Source organism: Bradyrhizobium frederickii (assembly GCF_004570865.1).
GTDB lineage: Bacteria > Pseudomonadota > Alphaproteobacteria > Rhizobiales > Xanthobacteraceae > Bradyrhizobium > Bradyrhizobium frederickii.
In genome coordinates, this window is sequence record NZ_SPQS01000003.1 from 452075 (window position 1) to 473587 (window position 21513).

Annotated in this window: 20 protein-coding genes and 1 pseudogene; 18 read left to right on the forward strand and 3 right to left on the reverse strand. The window is 65.1% G+C overall.

Going from position 1 to position 21513, the window contains the following annotated elements; all coding sequences use genetic code 11:
• Window positions 1-97: 97 nt before the first annotated feature.
• The 15 genes from E4K64_RS07660 (at window position 98) to E4K64_RS40190 (ending at window position 16450) form a co-directional block, all read left to right on the forward strand.
• Window positions 98-916, forward strand: a complete 819-nt coding sequence (locus E4K64_RS07660; protein WP_135162965.1) for an ABC transporter ATP-binding protein — start codon at window positions 98-100, stop codon at window positions 914-916.
• Complete coding sequence (locus E4K64_RS07665; RefSeq protein ID WP_135162966.1) at window positions 916-1704, forward strand: ABC transporter permease; 789 nt, start codon at window positions 916-918, stop codon at window positions 1702-1704. Before E4K64_RS07660 ends, E4K64_RS07665 begins: the two co-directional genes overlap by 1 nt.
• 90 nt (window positions 1705-1794) lie before the next feature.
• Complete coding sequence (locus tag E4K64_RS07670) at window positions 1795-2820, forward strand: ABC transporter substrate-binding protein (RefSeq protein WP_167771867.1); 1026 nt, start codon at window positions 1795-1797, stop codon at window positions 2818-2820.
• 21 nt (window positions 2821-2841) lie between these two features.
• On the forward strand, window positions 2842-3546 hold the full coding sequence (locus tag E4K64_RS07675; protein WP_135162967.1) for an NUDIX hydrolase: 705 nt from the start codon (window positions 2842-2844) through the stop codon (window positions 3544-3546).
• 93 nt (window positions 3547-3639) lie between these two features.
• Window positions 3640-4950, forward strand: coding sequence for an ABC transporter substrate-binding protein (locus tag E4K64_RS07680; protein WP_135162968.1), 1311 nt, complete (start codon window positions 3640-3642; stop codon window positions 4948-4950).
• A gap of 15 nt (window positions 4951-4965) precedes the next feature.
• Entirely contained in the window at window positions 4966-5736 is a 771-nt protein-coding gene (locus E4K64_RS07685; protein WP_126255358.1) for an ABC transporter ATP-binding protein, read from the forward strand.
• The gene (locus E4K64_RS07690; RefSeq protein ID WP_135162969.1) at window positions 5736-6440 is read left to right on the forward strand and encodes an ABC transporter ATP-binding protein; all 705 of its coding nucleotides are present in this window, start codon (window positions 5736-5738) and stop codon (window positions 6438-6440) included. The genes E4K64_RS07685 and E4K64_RS07690 overlap by 1 nt, the downstream gene beginning before the upstream one ends.
• A gap of 5 nt (window positions 6441-6445) precedes the next feature.
• The gene (locus tag E4K64_RS07695) at window positions 6446-7327 is read left to right on the forward strand and encodes a branched-chain amino acid ABC transporter permease (RefSeq protein ID WP_135162970.1); all 882 of its coding nucleotides are present in this window, start codon (window positions 6446-6448) and stop codon (window positions 7325-7327) included.
• Window positions 7324-8343, forward strand: a complete 1020-nt coding sequence (locus tag E4K64_RS07700) for a branched-chain amino acid ABC transporter permease (RefSeq protein WP_135162971.1) — start codon at window positions 7324-7326, stop codon at window positions 8341-8343. The genes E4K64_RS07695 and E4K64_RS07700 overlap by 4 nt, the downstream gene beginning before the upstream one ends.
• Complete coding sequence (locus tag E4K64_RS07705) at window positions 8303-9253, forward strand: polyphosphate kinase 2 family protein (protein WP_135162972.1); 951 nt, start codon at window positions 8303-8305, stop codon at window positions 9251-9253. Before E4K64_RS07700 ends, E4K64_RS07705 begins: the two co-directional genes overlap by 41 nt.
• Window positions 9254-10120: 867 nt before the next feature.
• Window positions 10121-12457: a mechanosensitive ion channel domain-containing protein gene (locus E4K64_RS07710; RefSeq protein WP_135162973.1), complete on the forward strand. Its 2337-nt coding sequence runs from the start codon at window positions 10121-10123 to the stop codon at window positions 12455-12457.
• A 104-nt stretch (window positions 12458-12561) separates the two neighbouring features.
• Window positions 12562-13563, forward strand: a complete 1002-nt coding sequence (locus E4K64_RS07715) for a tripartite tricarboxylate transporter substrate-binding protein (RefSeq protein WP_135162974.1) — start codon at window positions 12562-12564, stop codon at window positions 13561-13563.
• 289 nt (window positions 13564-13852) lie between these two features.
• A complete protein-coding gene (locus E4K64_RS07720) occupies window positions 13853-15505 on the forward strand; it encodes an NAD-dependent malic enzyme (protein WP_135162975.1) in 1653 nt (550 codons plus the stop codon).
• A 170-nt stretch (window positions 15506-15675) separates the two neighbouring features.
• On the forward strand, window positions 15676-16194 hold the full coding sequence (locus tag E4K64_RS07725; protein ID WP_135162976.1) for a septal ring lytic transglycosylase RlpA family protein: 519 nt from the start codon (window positions 15676-15678) through the stop codon (window positions 16192-16194).
• A gap of 100 nt (window positions 16195-16294) precedes the next feature.
• Window positions 16295-16450, forward strand: a complete 156-nt coding sequence (locus E4K64_RS40190; protein ID WP_164718340.1) for a hypothetical protein — start codon at window positions 16295-16297, stop codon at window positions 16448-16450.
• 367 nt (window positions 16451-16817) lie between these two features.
• Here the strand turns inward: E4K64_RS40190 and E4K64_RS07730 are convergent, their stop codons facing one another.
• The 3 genes from E4K64_RS07730 to E4K64_RS07740 form a co-directional block, all read right to left on the reverse strand.
• Window positions 16818-17123, reverse strand: a complete 306-nt coding sequence (locus E4K64_RS07730; RefSeq protein ID WP_135162977.1) for a hypothetical protein — start codon at window positions 17121-17123, stop codon at window positions 16818-16820.
• 96 nt (window positions 17124-17219) lie between these two features.
• Window positions 17220-17492, reverse strand: coding sequence for a hypothetical protein (locus E4K64_RS07735; RefSeq protein WP_135162978.1), 273 nt, complete (start codon window positions 17490-17492; stop codon window positions 17220-17222).
• Between the two features lie 130 nt (window positions 17493-17622).
• Entirely contained in the window at window positions 17623-20268 is a 2646-nt protein-coding gene (locus tag E4K64_RS07740) for a flavin-containing monooxygenase (protein ID WP_135162979.1), read from the reverse strand.
• A gap of 229 nt (window positions 20269-20497) precedes the next feature.
• Between E4K64_RS07740 and E4K64_RS07745 the strand changes: the two genes are divergently transcribed.
• From E4K64_RS07745 to E4K64_RS07755, 3 genes and pseudogenes are all read left to right on the forward strand, one after another.
• Window positions 20498-20710 (forward strand): hypothetical protein, encoded by a 213-nt coding sequence (locus E4K64_RS07745; RefSeq protein WP_135162980.1) that lies wholly within the window; start codon window positions 20498-20500, stop codon window positions 20708-20710.
• Window positions 20711-20787: 77 nt separating this feature from the next.
• Window positions 20788-21216, forward strand: a pseudogene (locus E4K64_RS07750) (carboxylesterase family protein); the annotation flags it as partial.
• Window positions 21217-21303: 87 nt separating this feature from the next.
• Window positions 21304-21513, forward strand: a 210-nt coding sequence (locus E4K64_RS07755; protein ID WP_135162981.1) for a transposase, incomplete at its 3' end; no start/stop codon positions are given.

Sequence of the window (21513 nt, forward strand, 5' to 3'; positions counted from 1 at the left end):
CAGAGCGCGGCAAGCCCCATGCGTATCACGCTTGGCGCCTTGATTGAACTTGGCCGCGCGAGCGGCTAAGGCATCAAGCGAAATTCGGAGGAAGCCTATGTCGACGCCCACGGCGGTGGCGCTGGAAGATGCCAAGGTCGCGTTCCGGCTCGGGGACGGGAGGGTCTATACGGCGGTGGAGAAAGCCCACCTTGCGGTTGCGCAGGGCGAGTTCGTGGCCATTGTCGGCCCCACGGGCTGCGGAAAATCGACGCTGCTCAACGTCGCGGCCGGGCTGCTGAAGCCAGCCGCCGGCAGCGTCAGGATCTTCGACCGGCCGCTGGCGGGGCTGAACCGGGATGCCGGCTATTTGTTCCAGGCCGACGCGCTGTTCCCTTGGAAGACCGCGCTCGACAATGTCGCGATCGGGCTCGAGGTCAAGGGCACGCCGCGGGCTGAAGCACTGCCGCGCGCGCAGCAATGGCTGACCTCCGTCGGCCTTGGCGCCTTCGCGGGTCGCTATCCGCACATGCTCTCCGGCGGCCAGCGCAAGCGCGTCGCGCTAGCGCAGGTGCTGATTCGCGATCCCAAGATCCTCCTGATGGACGAGCCTTTCGGGCCGCTCGATGCGCAGACTCGCCAGGTGATGGGTAATCTGCTGCTCGATTTGTGGAGCGCCGACCGCAAGGCGGTGCTGTTCGTGACCCACGATCTGGAAGAGGCAATCGCGCTCGCCGACCGCGTCGTGATCATGTCGGCCGGTCCGTCCTCGCGTATCATCGGCGACTGGCGCGTCAGCTTGCCGCGCCCGCGCGACATTTTCGAGGTGCGGCTGGACAAGGAATTCCACGAGCTCCATCGCGAGATCTGGGGTGTGCTCAAGGACGAGGTGATGAAGGGTTACGCGCAATCCACGCAAGCGGCGGAGGCGGTCTGATGTCGCGCCCGACGCTATTCGCGCTCCAGGTCCTGGTCGCGGTCGTCTGCATCGTGCTGTGGCAAGTGCTGTCGACCGTCCCCGTGTTCGGCAAGATCCTGCTGCCGCCGTTCTTCTTCTCCAACCCGTTCGACGTCTTCAGCCAGATCGTGAAATGGTTCGCCTCCGGCGTGATCTGGAAGCATCTCGGCATCACCTTGACCGAATCGATCCTCGCCTTCGCGATCGGTTCGCTCGGCGGCGTGCTGATCGGCTTCTGGTTCGCGCGCCAGCCGCTGGTGGCCGCGGTGTTCGACCCTTACGTGAAGATGGTCAACGCACTGCCCCGCGTGGTGCTGGCGCCGATCTTCGCGCTGTGGCTCGGCCTCGGCATCTGGTCCAAGGTCGCGCTCGGCGTGACGCTGGTGTTCTTCATCGTGTTCTTCAACGTCTATCAGGGCGTCAAGGAAGTCAGCCGCACCGTGCTCGACAACGGTCGCATGCTCGGCATGAGCGAGCGGCAGCTGATGCAGCACGTCTATTGGCCCTCGGCGCTGTCCTGGATGTTCTCCTCGCTGCACACCTCGGTCGGCTTCGCCGTGGTCGGCGCGGTCGTCGGCGAATATCTGGGATCTGCGGCGGGGCTCGGCTACCTGATCCAGCAGGCCGAGGGCGTATTCGACGTCGCCGGCGTGTTCGCCGGCATGTTCGTGCTCTCGGCCTTCGTGATCCTGATCGACTTCGGGGTGACGCTGGTGGAGCGGCGCCTGTTGGTGTGGAGGCCGACCGCGTCGGATGGGCGCGGCTAGGCTGTGACGGTCTCGATTGAATGGCCGGAGGAGCGCTTCTCAAGCCAGCCCTGCTGCTCTATGGTGCCGCCGGCCGAACGGAGGAAACCAATGAAGAACACGATTGCCAGGCTCGCCGGCGCACTGCTCGCGCTGACGCTCACCGCCTCGCTTGCCCAGGCGCAAAGCAAGGTCACCATCGCGGTCGGCGGCGGCTCCTGCCTGTGCTACCTGCCCACGGTGCTGGCCAGGCAGCTCGGCGAATACGAGAAGGCCGGCCTCAATGTCGAACTGGTGGATCTCAAGGGCGGCTCGGACGCGCTGAAGGCCGTGCTCGGCGGCAGCGCCGACGTGGTCTCCGGCTATTTCGACCATTGCGTCAACCTGGCCGCCAAGAAGCAGGAGCTCCAGTCCTTCGTGGTCTATGACCGTTACCCCGGCCTCGTGCTCGTGGTCGCGCCCTCGCGGACCAACGACATCAAGTCGGTCAAGGATCTCGCCGGCAAGAAGGTCGGGGTCAGCGCGCCGGGCTCTTCCACCGACTTCTTCCTGAAGTACATGCTCAAGAAGAACGGCGTCGACCCCACCAGCGCCGCCGTCATCGGCGTCGGTCTCGGCGCCACCGCGGTCGCCGCGATGGAGCAGGGTCAGATCGATGCGGCCGTGATGCTCGACCCCTCCGTCACCGTGCTGCAGGGCAGCCACAAGGATCTGCGCATCCTCTCCGATACCCGCACGCAGAAGGACACGCTCGAGACCTTCGGCGGCGAATATCCCGGCGGCGCGCTGTACTCGACGGCGGCCTGGATAAACGGCCACGAGAAGGAGACCCAGGCGCTGACCAACGCCATCGTCGCCACGCTCGCCTGGATCCGTTCGCACAGCCCTGAGGAGATCATGGCGAAGATGCCGGAAGAGACGGTCGGCAAGAACAAGGATCTCTATCTCGCCGCGCTGAAGAACACGATCCCGATGTACTCGGAGACCGGCAAGATGGACCCGAAGGGTGCGGACGCCGTGCTCGCGGTGTTCAGCGTCGGCTCGCCCGAGGTGGCCAACGCCAAGATCGACGTCAGCAAGACCTTTACCAACAAGTTCGTCGAGCAAGCCAAGAAGACCACGGGAAGCGTCAAATAGCCGGCGCGATCGTCGTCCCGCATGACGTCACCCATCATTCATCGCGTCACGACGCTCGATCTTGAGGTGCGGCCGATCGTCTGGCCGTTCGCCGAGGAGCGTCGTGACGAGATCGCGGCGCACTTCGCCGAGAAGCAGCGCGAGCGGCCGAAGATCTGGAACGGCCGCGTCCTGCTCGGGCGCGATCCCGTGTTCGCGGGCGGCCATTTCGCCGCGACCTATTTCGAGACCGATTTCGCAAGCTTCCTCGCCTGGCGCGACTGGGGCTTTCCCGGCGTCCCCGTGTTCAACGGCTTCGGCATGGGCGCGCTGCGCACCTCCGACGGCGCCTTCGTGATGGGCGAGATGGCGGCGCACACCGCCAACGCCGGCCGCATCTATTTCCCGTCGGGCACGCCCGATCTCGACGACGTCAGGGGCGGCACGCTGGACATTCCCGGCAGCGTCGTCCGCGAGCTCGAGGAGGAGACCGGCCTGACGGCGGCGGACTTTCGGGCCGAGCCGGACTGGCATTGCGTCGTCAGCGGTCCCACGATTGCGATGATGCAGGTTCTCAACCTGAACATGTCGGGCGACGAGGCGCGCGCCCGGATCGAAGCCAATCTCGCCCGCGAGGACGAGCCCGAATTGTCGGCCATCCATCTCGTGCGCGGGATGAGTGATCTGAAGCCGACCATGCCGCGATTTGTCACGGCCTTTGTCGAGCAGCAGCTGGCCTCGCGCTGATGCGCAAGGCTTGACATCGCTGCGCTCTGCCCATGTGATGGGGGCAAGCAAGATCAAGACGAATGCAATGCACAATCGTCCAGGGAGGTTTTGATGCGCCTGCGCATGGCTGCCCGTTTGGTACGTGGGCTGTTGGTCGCGATATCAGCGACAGGCTTGGCGGTGTCCGCCGAGGCCCAGGACAAGAAGCTCAAGATCGGTGTCATCTATGATCTGACCGGCCCGCTCGCCGGCGGCGGCTCGGAGCTGCAATATACCGGCGCAAGGATCATGCTGGATCAGTACAGCGCGAAGGATGTCGAGGGCTACAAGATCGAGGCGATCTATGCCGATGCTCAGAGCAAGCCCGACGTCGCCATCAATGAAGCGATCCGTTTGATCGAGCAGGAAAAGGTCGACATGCTGCTCGGCTTCTTTTCGTCGGCCCAGTGCGTGCCGGTGGCAGCGCGCGTCGAGCAGCTGAAGAAGTTCATGTGGATCACGACCTGCATTTCGTCCGCGGTGCTGGAGAACAAGAACTACAAATACGTGTTTCGGCCGCAGGCCTCCGGCGATCAGTTCGGCATGATGACGATGGACTTCATCGCGCAGAACGCGAAGGAAAAATTCGGCAAGGACCCGAAGGACCTGCGGGTTGCCATCATCCATGAGGACGGCGCCTACGGCGTCGACGTTGCCAAGGGCAATGAAGCCGGTGCCAAGAAGGCTGGGTTCAACATCGTGCTCAGGGAAGGCTATTCGGCCACGGCCCCGGATCTGTCTGCGCTGGTCACCAAGCTGAAGCGGGCCAAGCCGGATGTGGTCTTCCACACCGGCTACAATCCCGACATCACCCTGTTGCTCCGGCAAGCCCGCGAGCAAGGGCTGAAGTTCGGTGCACTGGTGGGACATGGCGCCGGCTACGGGGTCTATGAGAAGCTGAAGGAAGGCCTGGGCGCCGATGTGAACTACTTCTTCAACACCGATCCGATCTCGATCTGGCTCGCCAACCAAAAGAGCATGGATCCGAAGCTGCCGCCGATCATTAAGGCGGTTGGCGAGGAGTTCGACAAGCGCAAGCCGGGCGTCGCCATCCGTTCGGCTCATGTCGGCATGGCGGCGTCCAACACCTACCTGTTCCTGACCGAAGTGCTGCCGCGAGCGATCAAGAAATATGGCGGCATAGATCCCGACTCCCTGCGCAAGGCCGCACTCGACACCGACATACCCGAAGGCGGCACCATGCTCGGCTTCGGCGTCAAATTCCACGGCGAGGGCTCGCCAATGGCCGGCCAGAACGAGCGCTCGTTCCCCGTCGTGATCCAGTACGTCGACGACAAGTCCTACGTGGTGTGGCCCAAGAGCCAGGCGCAGCGCGAGGCCGTGCTGCCGCTGCCGAAGGGCACCACCTACAGCAACCAGTAGCAGCGGAGGGCTTTGGTGCTGGAAGTCAGCGGGCTGGTGAAGCGGTTCGGCGGCTTCACCGCCGTCAACAACGTGTCGTTCCGGGTCGAGCAGGGCGAGATCCTCGGCCTGATCGGTCCTAACGGCTCGGGCAAGAGCACGATCTTCAACATGCTCTCCGGCACGCTGGCGCCGACATCGGGCTCGATCCTGTTCGGCGGCTCCGAGATCGCGGGCCTCGCCCCGCACCGGATCATCAACAGCGGCATCGGGCGGACCTTCCAGATTCCGCGCCCGTTCCGCCGTCTGACCATCTTCGAGAACGTCGCGCTCGCCGGCTTTTACGGCCAGGGCCGCCACAGCCGCGTCAAGGCCGAGGAAGCGGCCGAGCGCTCGCTCGCCATGGTCGGCCTGCCGACCGATCGCCATGCCAGCGTCGATGGTCTCGGCGCCGCCGGCCTGAAGAAGCTCGAGCTCGCCAAGGCGCTCGCCACCGCGCCAAAGCTGCTGCTCGCCGACGAGAGCCTCGGCGGCCTCGACGATGCCGAGATGGACCAAGCCGCCGACATGCTGCGCAACATCCGCGACGAGCTTGGCATCACCATCATCTGGGTCGAGCACATCATGGGCGTCTTGATGCGCGTCGTCGATCGCGTCATGGTGCTCGATCACGGCGAGAAGATTTCGGAAGGCCTGCCGAGCGCGGTCGCCGGCGATCCGCGGGTGATCGAGGTCTATCTCGGCACCGATGCCGAGACGACGCAGGCCGCGGCCGCCGAAGCGCGCCGCCGCGCGGGAGGCGCTTGATGCTGGAGCTCCGCGCCGTCAATGCCGGCTATGGTACGTTCCAGGCGCTGTTCGACGTCAGTCTCGACGTCAAGGCCGGCGAAGCCGTCGGCGTCATCGGCCCCAACGGCGCCGGCAAGACCACCTTGATGCGGGTCATCTCCGGCCTGATCCGGCCCTCGCGCGGCTCGATCAGGATGGAAGGCATCGACGTCGTGGCGACACCCTCGCACAAGATCGTCAGCCTCGGCATCGCGCATGTGCCGGAGAACCGCCGGCTGTTTCCGCAGCTCACTGTCGACGACAATCTCAAGATGGGTGCCTTCATGAAGGAGGCGCGCGGTCATCTCGCCGAGCGGCTCGAGGTCGTGTTCGACCTGTTTCCGCGCCTGAAGGAACGGCGGCACCAGATGGCGGGCACCATGTCCGGCGGCGAGCAGCAGATGTGCGCGATCGGCCGCGCGCTGATGTCCAATCCGAAGCTGCTGCTGCTCGACGAGCCGTCGGCCGGCCTCGCGCCGGTCGTGGTGCAGCAGGTGTTCGAGCTGGTGAAGCGGATCCGGGCCAGCGGGCTGACGGTACTGATCGTCGAGCAGAACGTGCAGCAAGTGCTGAAAGTGGTCGACCGCGCCTATCTGATCGAGGCCGGCTCGATCCGCGCGTCCGGCACCTCGGCCGAGATGCTGGCAAGCGACACGGTCAAGGAAGCGTATCTCGGGGTGTAATGGGCATGCAGGGGTTCCTCGACATCTTCGACATCTACCTGCTGGAGGCCGTGATCAACGGCATCCTGCTCGGCGGCGTGCTGGCGCTGCTCGCGCTCGGGCTCAACCTGATCTTCGGCGTCATCGACGTGACCTGGATCTGCTACGCCGAGCTCGTGATGATCGGCATGTACGCCATGTATTTCATAGTGCAGGTTTACGGCCTCAGCTATTTCGTCGCCGCCCCCTTCACCATTCTGCTGGTCGCGGTGCTCGGCGCGGCGCTGCATTACCTCGTGATCGCGCCGCTCTTGACCGCGCCGCCGATCAACCAGCTGCTCGCGACCGGCGGGGTTCTGTTCGTGCTGCAGAGCTTTGCCACCGTCGCCTTCGGCATCGACTTCCGCAATCTCGGCATCCGCCTGCCGGTGCTCGCCTTCGGCGACATGAATTTCAGCTATGCAAGGCTGCTGTCGTTCCTGGCGGCACTGGTCGGCATGGTCGCGGTCTACCTGTTCATGACGCGCACCTTCACCGGCACCGCGATCCGCGCCATCTCGCAGGACCGCCAGATCATGGCGCTGATGGGCGTCGACACCAGGCGGATCTATCTCATCACCTCCGCGCTCGGCGGCGCGCTGGCCGGGCTCGCCGCCTGCCTTCTGGTGCTGCAATATGACGTGCACCCCTTCGTCGGCCTGTCGTTCGGGCCGATCACCTTCCTCATTTGCGTGCTCGGCGGGCTCGGCAATTTCATCGGCGGCTTCATTGCCGCCTTCGTCTTTGCCGAGATCATCTCGCTCGGCGGCCTGTTCTCCGACCTCGAATGGGGCTACGTGCTCGCCTTCGCCTTCTTCATCGTCATGATGTTCATCCGGCCCGCGGGCCTCTTGGCGAGGCGCCGATGATGGGGCAGGGGCGGGTTGCAGCATGGGGGATCGGGCTGGCGGCGCTGATCGCGCTGCCTTTCGTCTATCGCGAGCCCTATCATCTGCACATCCTGGTGCTGATCCTGATCTGGTCGTTCGCCTACACCTCCTGGTCGATGATGGGACGGTTCGGCCTGGTCTCGCTCGGGCACGGCGGCTTCATGGGGATCGGCGCCTATGTCACCGCGCTGCTGTGGAATCACCTGGGCCTTTCGCCCTGGATCGGCATTCCCATCAGCATGGCCGCAGCCGGGGCGCTGGCGCTGATCGTCGGCTATCCCTGCTTCCGTTTCCGCATCACCGGGCATTATTTCGTGCTCGTGACGCTGGCGCTGTCGGGCATCGTGCTCCAGGTCATCACCGCGACGCGCGACTACACCGGCGGCTCGCTGGGCTATACGCCGAACCGCACCTCGGGCAACAAGCTGCTGGCGCTGCAATTCGACGACAAGACGACCTGGTATCTGATCGCGCTCGGGGTCTGGCTGTTCGGCATCGTGATCTGGCACTGGGTCGACCGCAGCATGGCCCGCTATGCGCTGGAGGCGATCTCGGAGGACGAGGACGCGGCGGCGGCCGCCGGCGTCGACGTCACCGCGGAGAAGCTGAAGATCACGCTGCTCAGCGCCCTGATGACGGCGCTCGCGGGCGCGCTCTACTGCCAGTACCAGATGTTCATCACGCCCGACACCGTCAGCGGCATCGCGGTGTCGCTGCAGATGGTTTTCGCGGCCATCGTCGGCGGCCTGTTCGTCTCGCTCGGCCCGACCTTCGGCGCCATCATCACCATCCTGCTGGCCGAGACCCTGCGCATCGGCTTCGGCACCAAAGCGGTCGGCTGGGACAATCTCGTCTACGGCGTGTTGCTCGTGCTTTTCATCATATTCCTTCCCAAGGGCATCCTTGGTAGCCTGCTCGACCGACTGAAGCCGCAACGCAAGGTGCCCCGCGCTCATGAGCAAGAAGCCGTCCAAGCCGCTCGCCCAGGAACTTGACCGCTACATCACGCCATTCCGTTATGACGGTTCGGGCAAGTTTCATCTCAAGGATCACAAGACCAGCGAGAAGGGCGATCTCGACAAGGAGTCGGCGCAGGCGATTCTCGACGCCAACAAGAAGCGGCTGACCGAGTTTCAGGAGAAGCTCTACGCCCAGGACCGCTGGTCGCTGCTGATCGTGTTCCAGGCCATGGACGCCGGCGGCAAGGATAGCGCGATCAAGGCGATCTTCGAAGGCATCAACCCGCAGGGCTGCGAGGTCCATGCCTTCAAGGCGCCGAGCACCAAGGAGCTCGACCACGACTTCCTCTGGCGCCATGTGATCGCACTGCCCGAGCGCGGCCATATCGGCATCTTCAACCGCTCCCATTACGAGGAATGCCTGGTGACGCGCGTGCATCCGGAGCTCCTCGCCAAGGAGAAGCTGCCGCAAAAGCTCCTCACCAAGAACATCTGGAAGGAGCGGTTCGAGGACATCTCGGCGTTCGAGCGCTATCTCTGCCGCAACGGCACCGTGGTGCTGAAGTTCTTCCTCAACGTCTCCAAGGACGAGCAGCGCGAGCGCTTCCTCGACCGGCTACAGGATCCGGCCAAGCAGTGGAAATTCTCCATGGGCGACATCGAGGAGCGCGCGCTGTGGCCGCGCTACCAGGCGGTCTACCAGGACATCGTCCGGCACACGGCGACGCCTCATGCGCCGTGGTACGTCGTGCCGGCCAATCACAAATGGTTCGCGCGCGTCGTGATCGGATCGGTGATCAATGCGGCGCTCGAGAAGCTCGACCTGCGCTTCCCCCGTGCCGACAAGGCTTCGCTGCGAGAGTTCGACGAGGTGCGCAAGGCGCTGGAGCAGGAAGAAAAGAGGGACAATACGAGAAAATCGCGAAAACAACCCCATGCACAGTAGCCGGCGGCAGCAAAATCAATGGCTTGATGGCCATCGGAAGGATGTTCTGATTTCGCGAAATGAATTTGTTGCGTCGGGCAAAACAGACGCGCGCCGAACTCTGCGGAACCGGCGGTTCAATTGTGATGTCCACCCGGCTGATCCCGCTTGACAGTTTTGTGTCACAGGAGGACCATGCCGATGGTCGCAAGCAAGCGACACGCAACGTCCACCTCATGAGCAAGGGGAGGTCTATGACACCACCTCCGCAGATCCAGCCGCGTTAAGTGCGATGGAGCTCGTTCGGACTATCGCATAGCGGCAGAAACCGCGAACGGCACGCCGGGTCAAGGTTTAGCGGGCTGCATCAGTGAGGCAAAGCCCCTACCTGCCCGGCGCTGTATTTTGCATCACATCGATAGCCCCTAACGATAGTAACGTGTCGGATGGGCATGATGAGGCCGATCGCGGCGGCCTCCTTTGACATCCTGCTTTCCTTCTCCTTCCTCCTCGCCGTCATTCCGGGCCGACGCCCGGAATGACGGAGTCATTGCATGCGGGCTACCGCTGTCCCCACGCAGTCATGGCCGGGCTTGTCCCGGCCATCCACGCCTTGCAGGCACGGAGAACGTGGATGCCCGGGACAAGCCCGGGCATGACGACCTTCTGTAAAGTCGAGCTGCGGCAATCCCACAGAAAGACGGATTGCGTCGACGTCGGGCTCCACTGACGGTGCCCCCATCTTCGCATCGCGACAAATGCCAAGAGAATGTCGCCTCCAAGGCCAACTTCCGACACAGGCTGGAGGCGAATAACGGCAATCCGACATGACGCATGTGTTTCGGTGGTCCCGACGCCGCCGGCGCATGCTTTTTTTAGGGAATCCTCGTGTCGCACAAGCTTGCCCAGGCATTCCTCGCCGTTCTCTTCCTCGCGTTCTCCTTCCCCAGCGTTCGCGCCGAGCCGGCTCAGCCCGCGACGACCAACGCCGCCGCGTTGTCGTCCGAGGAGGCCAGGCGAGCGCTTGAGACGCTCCAGGACGACAAGAAGCGCGCGCAGATGATCGATACGCTGCGCGCGATCGCCAATGCGTCCGGTCCGCAGCAGCCCGCGACGCCCGCGCCCGCGCAGAAGTCGCCGATCCCGCTCTCGGCCGACGGCCTCGGTGCGCAGCTCCTGCTCACGGTGTCCGAGGAGATCGGCGAGATCTCGAGCGAGATCGCCAGCGTGGCGCGGACGATCACGCATTTCCCGGCGTTCTATTACTGGATCATGCGGACGGCCAACGATCCCGCGGCCTACAACCTTCTGATCGAGATCGCCTGGAAGCTCGCATTGGTGGTCGGTTGCGCGCTGGTGGCCGAATGGGTGCTGTTCCGCCTGATCCGGCGCCCGGTTGCGTTCCTGGAGGGACGCGTGCCGCAAACCGCGCATCTGCCGGCGCAGGCGCTGCCGATTGCCGATCCGCCGTCGTCGGTCGCCGATGTCACCCCGGCGCCCGAGCTGCACAAGCGCCGCCACAGCCTTGCGCGCGTCTGGCAGATCATGCTGCGGCTGCCCCCCGTGCTCGGCCGCCTCGTCCTCGAACTGCTTCCCGTTCTCGTCTTCGTGGGCGTCGCGACGGCGCTGCTCGGCACCGAGATCGGCCAGCCCACCACGGTCCGCCTCGTGATCCTCGCCGTCGTCAATGCCTACGCGTTCTCGCGCGGGCTCATCTGCGTGGTTCGGGCGCTGGCAGGGCCGTTCGGCTTGTTTCCGGTGCGCGCCGAGACGGCGGCCTATGTCGAGATCTGGGCGCGCCGCATCGTCGGCGTCGGCGTCTCCGGCATCGCCTTTGCCAATGTCGCGCTGCTGCTCGGTCTGCACCGCGCCGGCTATGCCGCGCTGCTGCGCATGGTGATGCTGATCGTGCACCTCTTCGTCGTCGTCATCATCCTGCAATGCCGCCGCCAGGTCGCCGAGGCCATCCGCGCGCCGGCCGACCGGCAGGGGATCGCGGCCCGCCTGCGCAACCGCATCGCCGGCGGCTGGCATTATCTTGCCATCGCACTGGATCTCGCGCTGTGGGCGGTGTGGGCGCTCAACATCCGCAACGGCTATTCGCTGCTGCTGCAATATTTCGTCGGCACCATCGTGGTCGCCGTGATCACGCGCGTCGCCGTCATGCTGACGCTGAGCCTGATCGACCGCGGCTTCCGGATCCAGCCGGAAATTCTCCAGCGCTTTCCGGGCCTCGAGATCCGCGCCAACCGCTACCTGCCGCTGCTGCGCAAGATCGTATCCGGCGCGATCGTCTTCATCGGCCTGGTGGCGGTGCTCGAAGTCTGGGGTGTGGACGCCATCGTCTGGTTCTACGGCGGCCAGATCGGCAGCCGGCTGATCTCCGCCCTGGTGACGATCGGCCTTGCCGTGTTCATCGCGGCCGCGATCTGGGAAGCCAGCAACGCGCTGCTGGACCGCCAGATCAACGCGCTGTCGCGCGATGGGCACTATGCCCGCGCCGCGCGGCTGCGCACCTTTCAGCCGATGCTACGCACCGCGCTGCTCTGCCTGATCGCCACGATCGTCGGCCTCACCACGCTGAGCGAGATCGGAGTCAATGTCGCGCCGCTGCTGGCAGGCGCCGGCATCGTCGGCATCGCCATCGGCTTCGGCTCGCAGAAGCTGGTGCAGGACCTCATCACCGGCCTGTTCCTGCTGCTGGAGAACACGGTGCAGGTCGGCGACAATGTCAGTGTCTCCGGGCTCTCGGGCGTCGTCGAGAACGTCTCGATCCGCACCATCCGCCTGCGCGCGGGCGACGGCGCGGTGCACATCGTGCCGTTCAGCGCGGTCACGACCATCACCAATGCCAGCCGCGGCGCCGGCAACGCCTCGGTCAGCGTCAACGTCGCCTACAGGGAAGACACCGACCGCGCCGGCCAGATCCTCAAGGACATCGTCGACGAGATGCGCCGCGAGCCCGAATTCCGCGCGCTGATCCGCGGCGATCTCGAGCTCTGGGGCATCGACAAGGTGGACGGCGCCATGGTGTCGATCGTCGGCCAGATCCGCTGCACCGAGGCCGGGCGATGGCCGGTCCAGCGCGAATTCAACCGCCGCATGAAGCTCCGCTTCCAGCAGCACGGCATCGACGTCGCATCCGCCACCCAGACCATCCTGATGCATATCGCGCCGCCGGCAGATGCCGCGGCCAATCTGACGCCGCGGCGGGCCGCGGGTTAGTCGCTCCTGCGGAAATTTCCGGCTTGCCTCCGTCCGGCCGGCAGCGTTCACTCCGCCTCCAGCCCGCTGCCAACATGCGGGCGGCAAGAGACTGGGAGAGAACAATGCGGGGGCTGTTGTGGGCCGGATTGCGCGGCGTTGCGATCGTCGTGGGCGCGTTGATGGGATGTGCGGCCTGGTCTGCCCAAGCCAACGCCCAGCCGTTTCCGTCGCGTCCGATCACGCTCATCGTGCCGTTCGCGGCGGGCGGCCCGACCGATACGCTGGCGCGGATCCTGTCGGAGCGGATTGCCGCCGAGCTGCGCACCAATGTCGTGGTCGAGAACGTCGCCGGTGCCTCGGGCAGCATTGCCGGCGCCCGCGTCGCCCGCGCGACACCTGACGGCACCACGATCACGATCGGTCATTGGGGCACGCATGTGCTGAACGGCGCGATCCTCAAGCTGCCTTATGACGTCGTGAGCGATTTCGAACCGGTCGCAATGATCGCGATGGGCACGCAACTCATCGTCGGCCGGACGTCGCTCGAGGCGAACGATCTCAAGGGGCTGATCGCCTGGCTGAAGGCCAATTCCGGCAAGGCCACTGCGGGGACCTCAGGGGCGGGCACAGGAGCCCACGTCGCCGCCGTCTTCTTCAAGGACAAGACCGGCACCGACTTCCAGTTCGTGCCCTATCGCGGTGCAGGGCCCGCCATGATCGATCTCGTCGCCGGGCAGATCGACATCATGTTCGACCAGGCGGCGAACTCGCTGGCACACGTCAAGAGTGGCGCGATCAAGGCGTTCGCCGTGACGTCGCCGACCAGGCTTGCCTCCGCTCCCGACATTCCGACCGTCGACGAGGCGGGCCTGCCGGGGCTGTATATTTCCTACTGGCACGGCATCTGGGCACCGAAGAACACGCCGAAGGAGATCGTCGCCAAGCTCAACGCAGCCGTCGTCGCCGTGTTGGCCGAGGCCGCGGTCAAGCGGCGCTTTGCCGAACTGGGGCAGGAGATACCACCGCCCGAGCAGCAGACGCCCGCGGCGCTCGCGGCTTTTCAGAAGGCCGAGACCGAGAAATGGTGGCCGATCGTGAAGGCGGCCAACATCAAGGCGGAATAGCTGCGCGCAGCGCTTAACGCGCACACGTCTTGAACGTTTCTCGTCATTCCGGGGCGCGACGAAGTCGCGAACCCGGAATGACGAGGGAGAGCCGGGGTACTCTTCAACCCTGATCGTGGAGACAAAGCCTTGCCGCGTTAACTTTTGCTCCCGCGACTGCTACTCGTTCGCGGTGATCTCGCTGCGGTGCGAGATCACAATCGACGCCTCGGTCTCTACGTCCTTGATCTCAATGGAGCACTGGCCGACAATGTCCGCTGGTTCAATGTGAAGCTCCTTGGGGGAATTCGTGAATAGACCTGCTCGGGTCGTTGCCCAATCGACGTCGTCAAATCCGCCGCAAGGCATGGCGCTGCTGCGCGATCCCCTGCTCAACAAGGGCACCGCCTTCACGGAATCCGAGCGCGCTGCACTCGGCCTGCGCGGCCTGCTGCCGCCTTGCGTGCTGACGATGGAGACGCAGGCGCAGCGCGTCCTCACCAATCTGCGCACGCTGCCGACCGATCTGGAAAAATATGTCGCGCTGAACGCGCTGCATGACCGCAACGAGGCGCTGTTCTTCCGCGTCGTCGTCGACCATATCGACGAGATCCAGCCGATCATCTACACGCCGACGGTCGGGCTCGCCTGCCAGAAATACGGCCTGATCTTCCAGCGGCCGCGCGGCATGTTCATCTCCTCGCGCGATCGCGGCCAGATCGCCGAGCTCTTGAAGAACTGGCCCTATCAGGCCAAGCTGATCGTCGTTACCGACGGCGAGCGCATTCTGGGGCTTGGCGATCTCGGCGCCAACGGCATGGGCATCCCGGTCGGCAAGCTCTCGCTCTATTCGGCCTGCGCCGGCGTGCATCCGGAAGCGTGCCTGCCGATCGTGCTCGACGTCGGCACCAACAACGAAGAGCTCTTGAACGATCCCTATTATCTCGGCCTGCGCGAGCGGCGGCTCACGGGCGAAGCCTATGACAGCTTCGTCGATGAGTTCATGCAGGCTGCGCGAAAGACCTTTCCGGGCGTGCTGATCCAGTTCGAGGATTTCGCCAATCATTCGGCGTTCAAGCTGCTGCACAAATATCGCGACGAAGCCTGCGTCTTCAACGACGACATCCAGGGCACCGCGGCGGTGGCGCTGGCCGGCCTGTTCTCGGCCTTGCGCGTCTCCGGCGGCAAGCTCAGGGATCAGCGCATCCTGTTCCTCGGTGCGGGCGAGGCGGCAACCGGTATCGCCGATCTCGTGGTGTCGGCGATGATGGCGGAGGGCGCTTCCGAAGCGGACGCGCTCCGGCGCAACTGGCTGGTGGATTCCCGCGGCCTTGTCGTCGGCAGCCGCGAAGGTCTCTCCGGCCACAAGCTGCGCTATGCGCATGCCGGCCAGGCGCCGATCTCCGACTTCCTCACCGCGATCAAGACGCTGAAGCCGACGGCGATCATCGGCGTCGCCGCGGTCGGCGGCGCCTTCACGCCCGAGGTGCTCAAGACCATGGCCGAGCTCAACGAACAGCCGATCGTGTTCGCGCTCTCCAACCCGACCTCGAAGGCGGAATGCTCGGCCGAAGATGCCTATCGCTACACCGAGGGCCGCGCGCTGTTCGCCTGCGGCAGCCCGTATGATCCGGTCAAGCTCAACGGTCGCAGCTTCGTGCCGCGCCAGGGCAATAATTCCTACATCTTCCCCGGTGTCGGGCTCGGCGTTATCGCCAGCGGCTCGAAGCTGGTGACCGACGAGATGTTCATGGCGGCGGCCCATACGCTTGCCGATTGCGTCGGCAAGGAGGATCTTGCGCAGGGCAGCCTCTATCCGGCGTTGCCGCGCATTCGCGAGGTCTCGGTCCGCATCGCGGCAGCGGTTGCCGACGTCGCCTATCAGCGCGGGCTGGCGGCCGGACCGGCGCCCAACGACGTCAAGGCCCTGGTTCAATCCCAGATGTACGAGCCGCATTACTGAGGCGCCGGATTGGCCGGTCCCCTGTGGGGCCTGTCCCGATTCAGGACGCGTCAGTGTGGTGGAATCGTCACAGCTGGCGCGAAATGGCGGCGGCCCCACGCCTGCTTTTGTTCCGACAAGGTTCTGCCCTCATTGCCCGCCGAAAATCGCCCCCGTTCGGAGGGCGTACCATGTCTCGCATTGCACGTGCCGAAACTGCCCGGATTTCCCTCGCAACCTCGTGCCGGCTGTTGCTTGCTATCGCCGGCGCCGCCTCGCTTGCCGCCTGCGCACAAGCGCCGGTCGGCCGCCAGAAGGCCGATCTCGCCGGCGCCAGCCGGCAGGCCGCGGTCGAGCGCCCGCACCGTGTGGCGGCGCTGCATCCACGCCCGATCAGCCGGGCGCGCGTTCCCAACGGTGACGCAAAGCAGACCGCTTCGCACGGCGTTGCCAGCTTCTATTCGGATACGGAGACCGCGAGCGGCGAGAGGTTCGACAGGAACGAGTTGACCGCGGCGCATCCCACCCTTCCGTTCGGCACCAAGTTGCGCGTCACCGATACCAATTCCGGCCGCTTCGTCACGGTCAGGGTGAACGATCGCGGGCCCTATGTTCGCGGACGCGTGGTCGACATTTCCCCGTCTGCCGCCGAGGCGCTCGGCATGGTCGACAAGGGCATCACCAACGTTCGGCTCGAGGTCGTGCAATAGGGGCTCACGAGACAAGGCGGGGCGCGCTTAACCGGGTGTTAGCGGCTTCTCGAGCACCATGTATGTCCAAGCAATTTGGGGCAGTTGGGGAGAGGGACGCTTGAACACGATCCAGTATCTCGAAGATCAGGCCGCGCGCGCCGAGCGTCTCGCCAGACGGATCACGGATACGCTGACGATCGAGAAGCTCCTTGCCTTCGCCGACGAACGCCGCCGCGAGATCGAGGTCATCGCCGGCAAGTACCGGCGCGCCTAAAGCATGATCCGGAAAAGTGCGCAGCGGTTTTCCGAAAAGATCATGCCTGAACAACAACCTAAAGCGCGATGACGATTCTCCTGATCGCATGGCGCTTTAGACCCTTCACAGATCCATGCCCTGCGTGCATTCGTGCTTCCTGCGAAGCGCGGAACTTGTTCTCGTCTCCCGCGTCATCTGGGCAGGAGAGAGAGAGAGGAGGACATCATGGGTTTTGGACGAGGTGCTTTGCTGTGGTTGCTTGGCGTGCCGCTGCCGATCGTTCTGCTGCTGGCATTGTTCTGGCACCACTAAGGTGACTCCACTGCACGAAAAGCGCCGCGGCAGCGGCGCTTTTTGTTGTCCGCGCGAATCGGCGCAGCGCGGCTCAGGAATGGCTTTCCACGAAGTCGCTGAGATAATCAGGCAGCTCTATTCCGTCGATGTCGCAGCGCGCACGGATCTCGCCGGCGACGTCGGTCGAGATGTCCTTCATCCAATGCTCAAGCGTGTTGAAGGAGATCACCTTGATGGGGTCGTTGAAGCAGCCGGCGACGAGCTCGCCGATCGTGGCTTCGAGGTCGTTGCGTTCGATGCGGATTTCGGTGTTCTCATCGCGGCGATCGACCACCACGAACAAGGTTTGGTCCGCCCCGTAAGGTACGATCGATGGTGATGCGCCAGCTTCAAGCATCCTCAGGCACTCGCGACTTGGCTTCCGACTTGGCTTCCGATCCCCGTTAACGGGAAAAACCGGAAGAAGGTTCCTGCGCGATTTCGTGAAGTGCCGTCAGAGAAACTCTCGGAGGCGCCAGAGCTCGATGACGTGCTCGGCCGAGAGCACCTCGGTGACGAGCGGCGGCTGCGCCATTGTGCGGATCTCATAGAGGTGACGGGTCGCCACCGGCTTGTCCATGAATGCCGAGATGCAATCGTCGAGCGTGCCTTCGACGACCTGATACGGCTCCCGGTCCGGCTGACGCTGATTGGCCAGCGACGGCCATTTATTCAACACCGCGAGCGCACCGAAATTGACCTTTGACTCCCCGACAACGTCCCCCATCGTCCCGCCTCACGCAAAAAACGCCCCAACACGCGGATCTGCGTGCCGGGGCCTACATCTGTCGCTGCATCTCAATGCCACAACGCCACAATGCAGCTGCCGCGAAAAGGTTCCCGGTCGCCTTGCCTGATCAGCTCGCCGCCGCCGCGATCCTGTGCCCCGGGCTGGCCTGGCCGGCGAAGCGACGCAAGGCCTCCGCCATCTGCACCCGACCGGGCACGCCCGTGATCACCACATCGACCATGGTGAAGGAGGAGTGAAAATGGCCGTGCGCCTTCAGCTGCTCGACCGGGACGCCTGCGGCCGACATCGCCTCGGCATAGGCGATTCCTTCGTCGCGCAACGGATCGAATTCGCAGGTCACCACGAAGGCGGGCGGCAGGCCGGCGACCTTGCCGCGCAGCGGCGAGACGCGCGGATCGGTGCGGTCGGCCGGCGAGCAGTAGAGGTCCCAGAACCAGTACATCAGCGAGCGCGTCAGGAAGTAGCCGGTCGCATTGTCGTTATAGGAGGGACGATCGAAGCTGCAATCGGTGACCGGGCAGATCAGGAGCTGGCCGGCGATCGCGGGTCCGCCGCGATCGCGCGCGAGCTGGCAGGTGACGGCAGCGACGTTGCCGCCGGCGCTCCAGCCGGCGACCAGCACCGGGCCCGCTCTGCCGCCGAGCTCTTCGGCGTGCTCAGCGATCCAGCACGTTGCCGCATAGCCGTCCTCAGCCGCGGTCGGGAAGCGATGCTCCGGCGCGTGACGATAGCCGACGCTGACGAACATCATGCCGGTCCGCCGCACCATGTCGCGGCAGAACGGCTCGTCCGATTGCTCGTCGCCGAGCACCCAGCCGCCGCCGTGGAAATACACCACGACCGGATGCGGTCCGGGCGTTGCCGGCTTGTAGACGCGGTAAGGCAGCGCGCCGCCCGTGACGGGCAGGGTGCCGTCGACGATGTCGCCGATCGGCCGTCCCGCGGGCCGGCCCTTGTTGAACTCGTTCACGAACGCGCGGGCACCTTCCGCGCCCATCGACTCGATCGGCGGCAGGCTCAGCGACGCCAGCAGGTTGAGCACCAGCCGCACGTCCGGCTGCAGCCGCACCACCTCGCCGTCATTGCACTGCGCGGCGCCGCCCGGGCCGGTGAGCCTGAAGCCGAGCATGCCGCGGCTCACCACCTCGTCACAGATGCTGCGATAGGGGCCGACGCCGCCGGTATAGGGCATCAGGCCCTGCACCTTGCCGGGCACGTTGGCGCCCGTGTACCAGGTGTTGGCGAGCCGGTGCAGCGTCAGCATCGAACAGTCGGCCATGTGCCTGTTCCAGCCGGCCTGCGCCGTCTCGGTCGGCTCGATCGTGGTGAAGCCGGCATCGCGCAGCGCAGCCAGGCGGTCGACCACCCAGTCGACATGCTGCTCGATCGACACCGCCATGTTCGACAGTACCGACGGGCTGCCAGGGCCGGTGATCATGAAGAAGTTCGGAAAGTCCGCGACGGTGAGGCCGAGATAGGTCTGCGGACCCTGCGCCCAGACGTCGGTGAGCGACTTGCCGCCGCGCCCGGTGATCGGATGCACGGCGCGGATCGCGCCGGTCATGGCGTCGAAGCCGGTCGCGAACACAATGACGTCGAGGTCGAAGCTGCGCTTCTCGGTCGCGATTCCGCTCGCCGTGATCGCCTTGATCGGTTCCTGGCGCAGGTTGACCAACGTGACGTTGGGACGGTTGTAGGTGGCGTAATAGTTGGTATCGAGGCAGGGGCGCTTGGCGCCGAAGGGATGGTCGTTCGGCGTGAGTGCGGCGGCGGTCTCGGGGTCCTTCACGGCCGCGCGGATCTTCTCGCGGATCAGGTCCTGGACGATCTTGTTGCCGTCGATGTCGACGGCCTGGTCGGCCCAGAGCTGGGTCAGGATGTGGACGAGGTCGCCGGCTGCCCAGGCACGCTCGAACCGCTCACGACGTTCGGCATCGCTCAATTGCCAGCTCACGACCGTCTGCTGCGGATAGGGCACGCCGGCCATCGACTGGCGCGCCTGCTCGCGATAGGCGGCGCGGTCGCCTTGCAGCAGGCTCATGCGGTCCGACGGCGCTGGTCCGTTGTGCGCGGGCAGCGCGAAGTTCGGCGTGCGCTGGAACACGGTCAGATGCGCCGCCTGCTCGGCGATCAGCGGGATCGACTGGATCGCCGACGAGCCGGTGCCGATCACGGCGACGCGCTTGCCAGCGAGATCGACCCCGCCATGCGGCCAGCGGCCGGTGAAATAGACCTCGCCCTTGAAATCCGTGACGCCGTCGATCTCCGGCGGCTTTGGCGCCGAGAGGCAGCCGGTGGCCATGATGTAGTGGCGGCAGGAGACCGGTTCGCCATTGTCGGTGGTGAGCAGCCAGCGCTCCGCCGTCTCGTCCCATCTGGCTTCGGTGACTTTGGTCTTGAAGCGGATGTCGCGCCTGAGATCGTAGCGGTCGGCGACGAAGCCGAGATAGCGCAGGATTTCGGGCTGGGTCGCGTATTTCTCCGACCAGGTCCAGGCGGTCTCGAGCTCGGGATCGAAGGTGTAGCTGTAGTCGATGGTCTGGATGTCGCAGCGCGCGCCGGGATAGCGGTTCCAGTACCAGGTGCCGCCGACGTCGCCGGCCTCTTCGAGGGCGACGGCCGAGAAGCCGGCCTTGCGCAGGCGATGCAGGAGATAGAGGCCGGCAAAGCCGGCGCCGACCACGGCGACATCGACCCGCTGGGCGGTTCCGCGTTCCTCGGAGGCACGTGTAGCGACCAGTGCGTCAGACATGGCATTTCCTCCCGTATGTGTCGTTTTGCCGGCAGGCTATCGCTGCAGGTTCAGCTTGTCATCAGAGCAAGTGCAATCTTCGGTGGTCGTTTGCGGCGGCATCGTGGCCGCGCGCTGGTCGCAGGCTACACGCATCGCGATGCACAATGACCGTGATTACCCGGGCTAATCATGCCCGATCCGTCTGTGTATGCTTGCGGTTACAAGCCATGCGTAGCGACCGAGCGTCATGCCAGAGTTGAGTGAGCGGACCAAAGCGAACATGGACGTCGTCCTGGAGCAGACGTGCCGGCAATTGCCGCATGGCGGCGATCACGACAGCCGCAGATTCATCGCCGAACGCCTGATCGAGGCCGCGCAGGCCGGCCACTCCACGCTCGGCGAGCTCGGCATCGTCGCGCGGCGCGCGCTGGCGGAGATTGTCGCAAAGCGTGGTGAGTGAGCCGCGAGGCTTGCCTCCTGGCGCGCCGCGGACATAACCTCACGGGACCCCGTCTGCGCATCGAAATGCCCAGAAAGATGCGATCCGTGCTTGCGCTCATTGCGGCTACCGCATTCCTTTGGCTTGCCGGCTCGGCCATGGCCCAGCCGGCCGGACAGTTTCCATTCGCGCTGACGCGCGAAGGACAGATGCTCGGCGCCCTCGAAGGCGAGGTGGCGTCGTTCAAGGGACTGGCCTACGCGGCGCCGCCGGTCGGTGCGTTGCGCTGGCGCCCGCCGCAGCCGACGCCCGAAAGCTCGGAGATGCACACCGCCTACACGTACGGCGCGCCGTGCCTTCAGCCGGCGCTGCCCGAGGCAAGCGAGGATTGTCTCACGCTGAACGTGTTTCGTCCGTTCGGGGTCGACGGCCCGCTGCCGGTGATGATGTTCATCCATGGCGGCGGCTTCGTCAGCGGCACCGCGAACGAGCCGCTGTTCGACGGTGCCAGGCTGGCGCAGGCCGGCTGAGCTGGTCCCGCAAATCTGAACAGCGCGATAAGTGGAGTTTCTGCCTGACGGCGGGCAAGATTGACCCGCGAATCAGGAGAGACGATGAGCAGACGAGCACGGCGGAACCACACTCCGGCTTTCAAGGCGAAGGTGGCACTTGCCGCCGTCAAGGGTGACCGCACGCTGGCGCAACTGGCGGAGCAGTTCGACGTTCACCCCAATCAGATCACATCGTGGAAGGCCCAGCTCGAAGGCAGCGCTGCCGATGTTTTCGGTCCGGGCGGCGGGAGTCGGATCGCCGAACCCACCGTC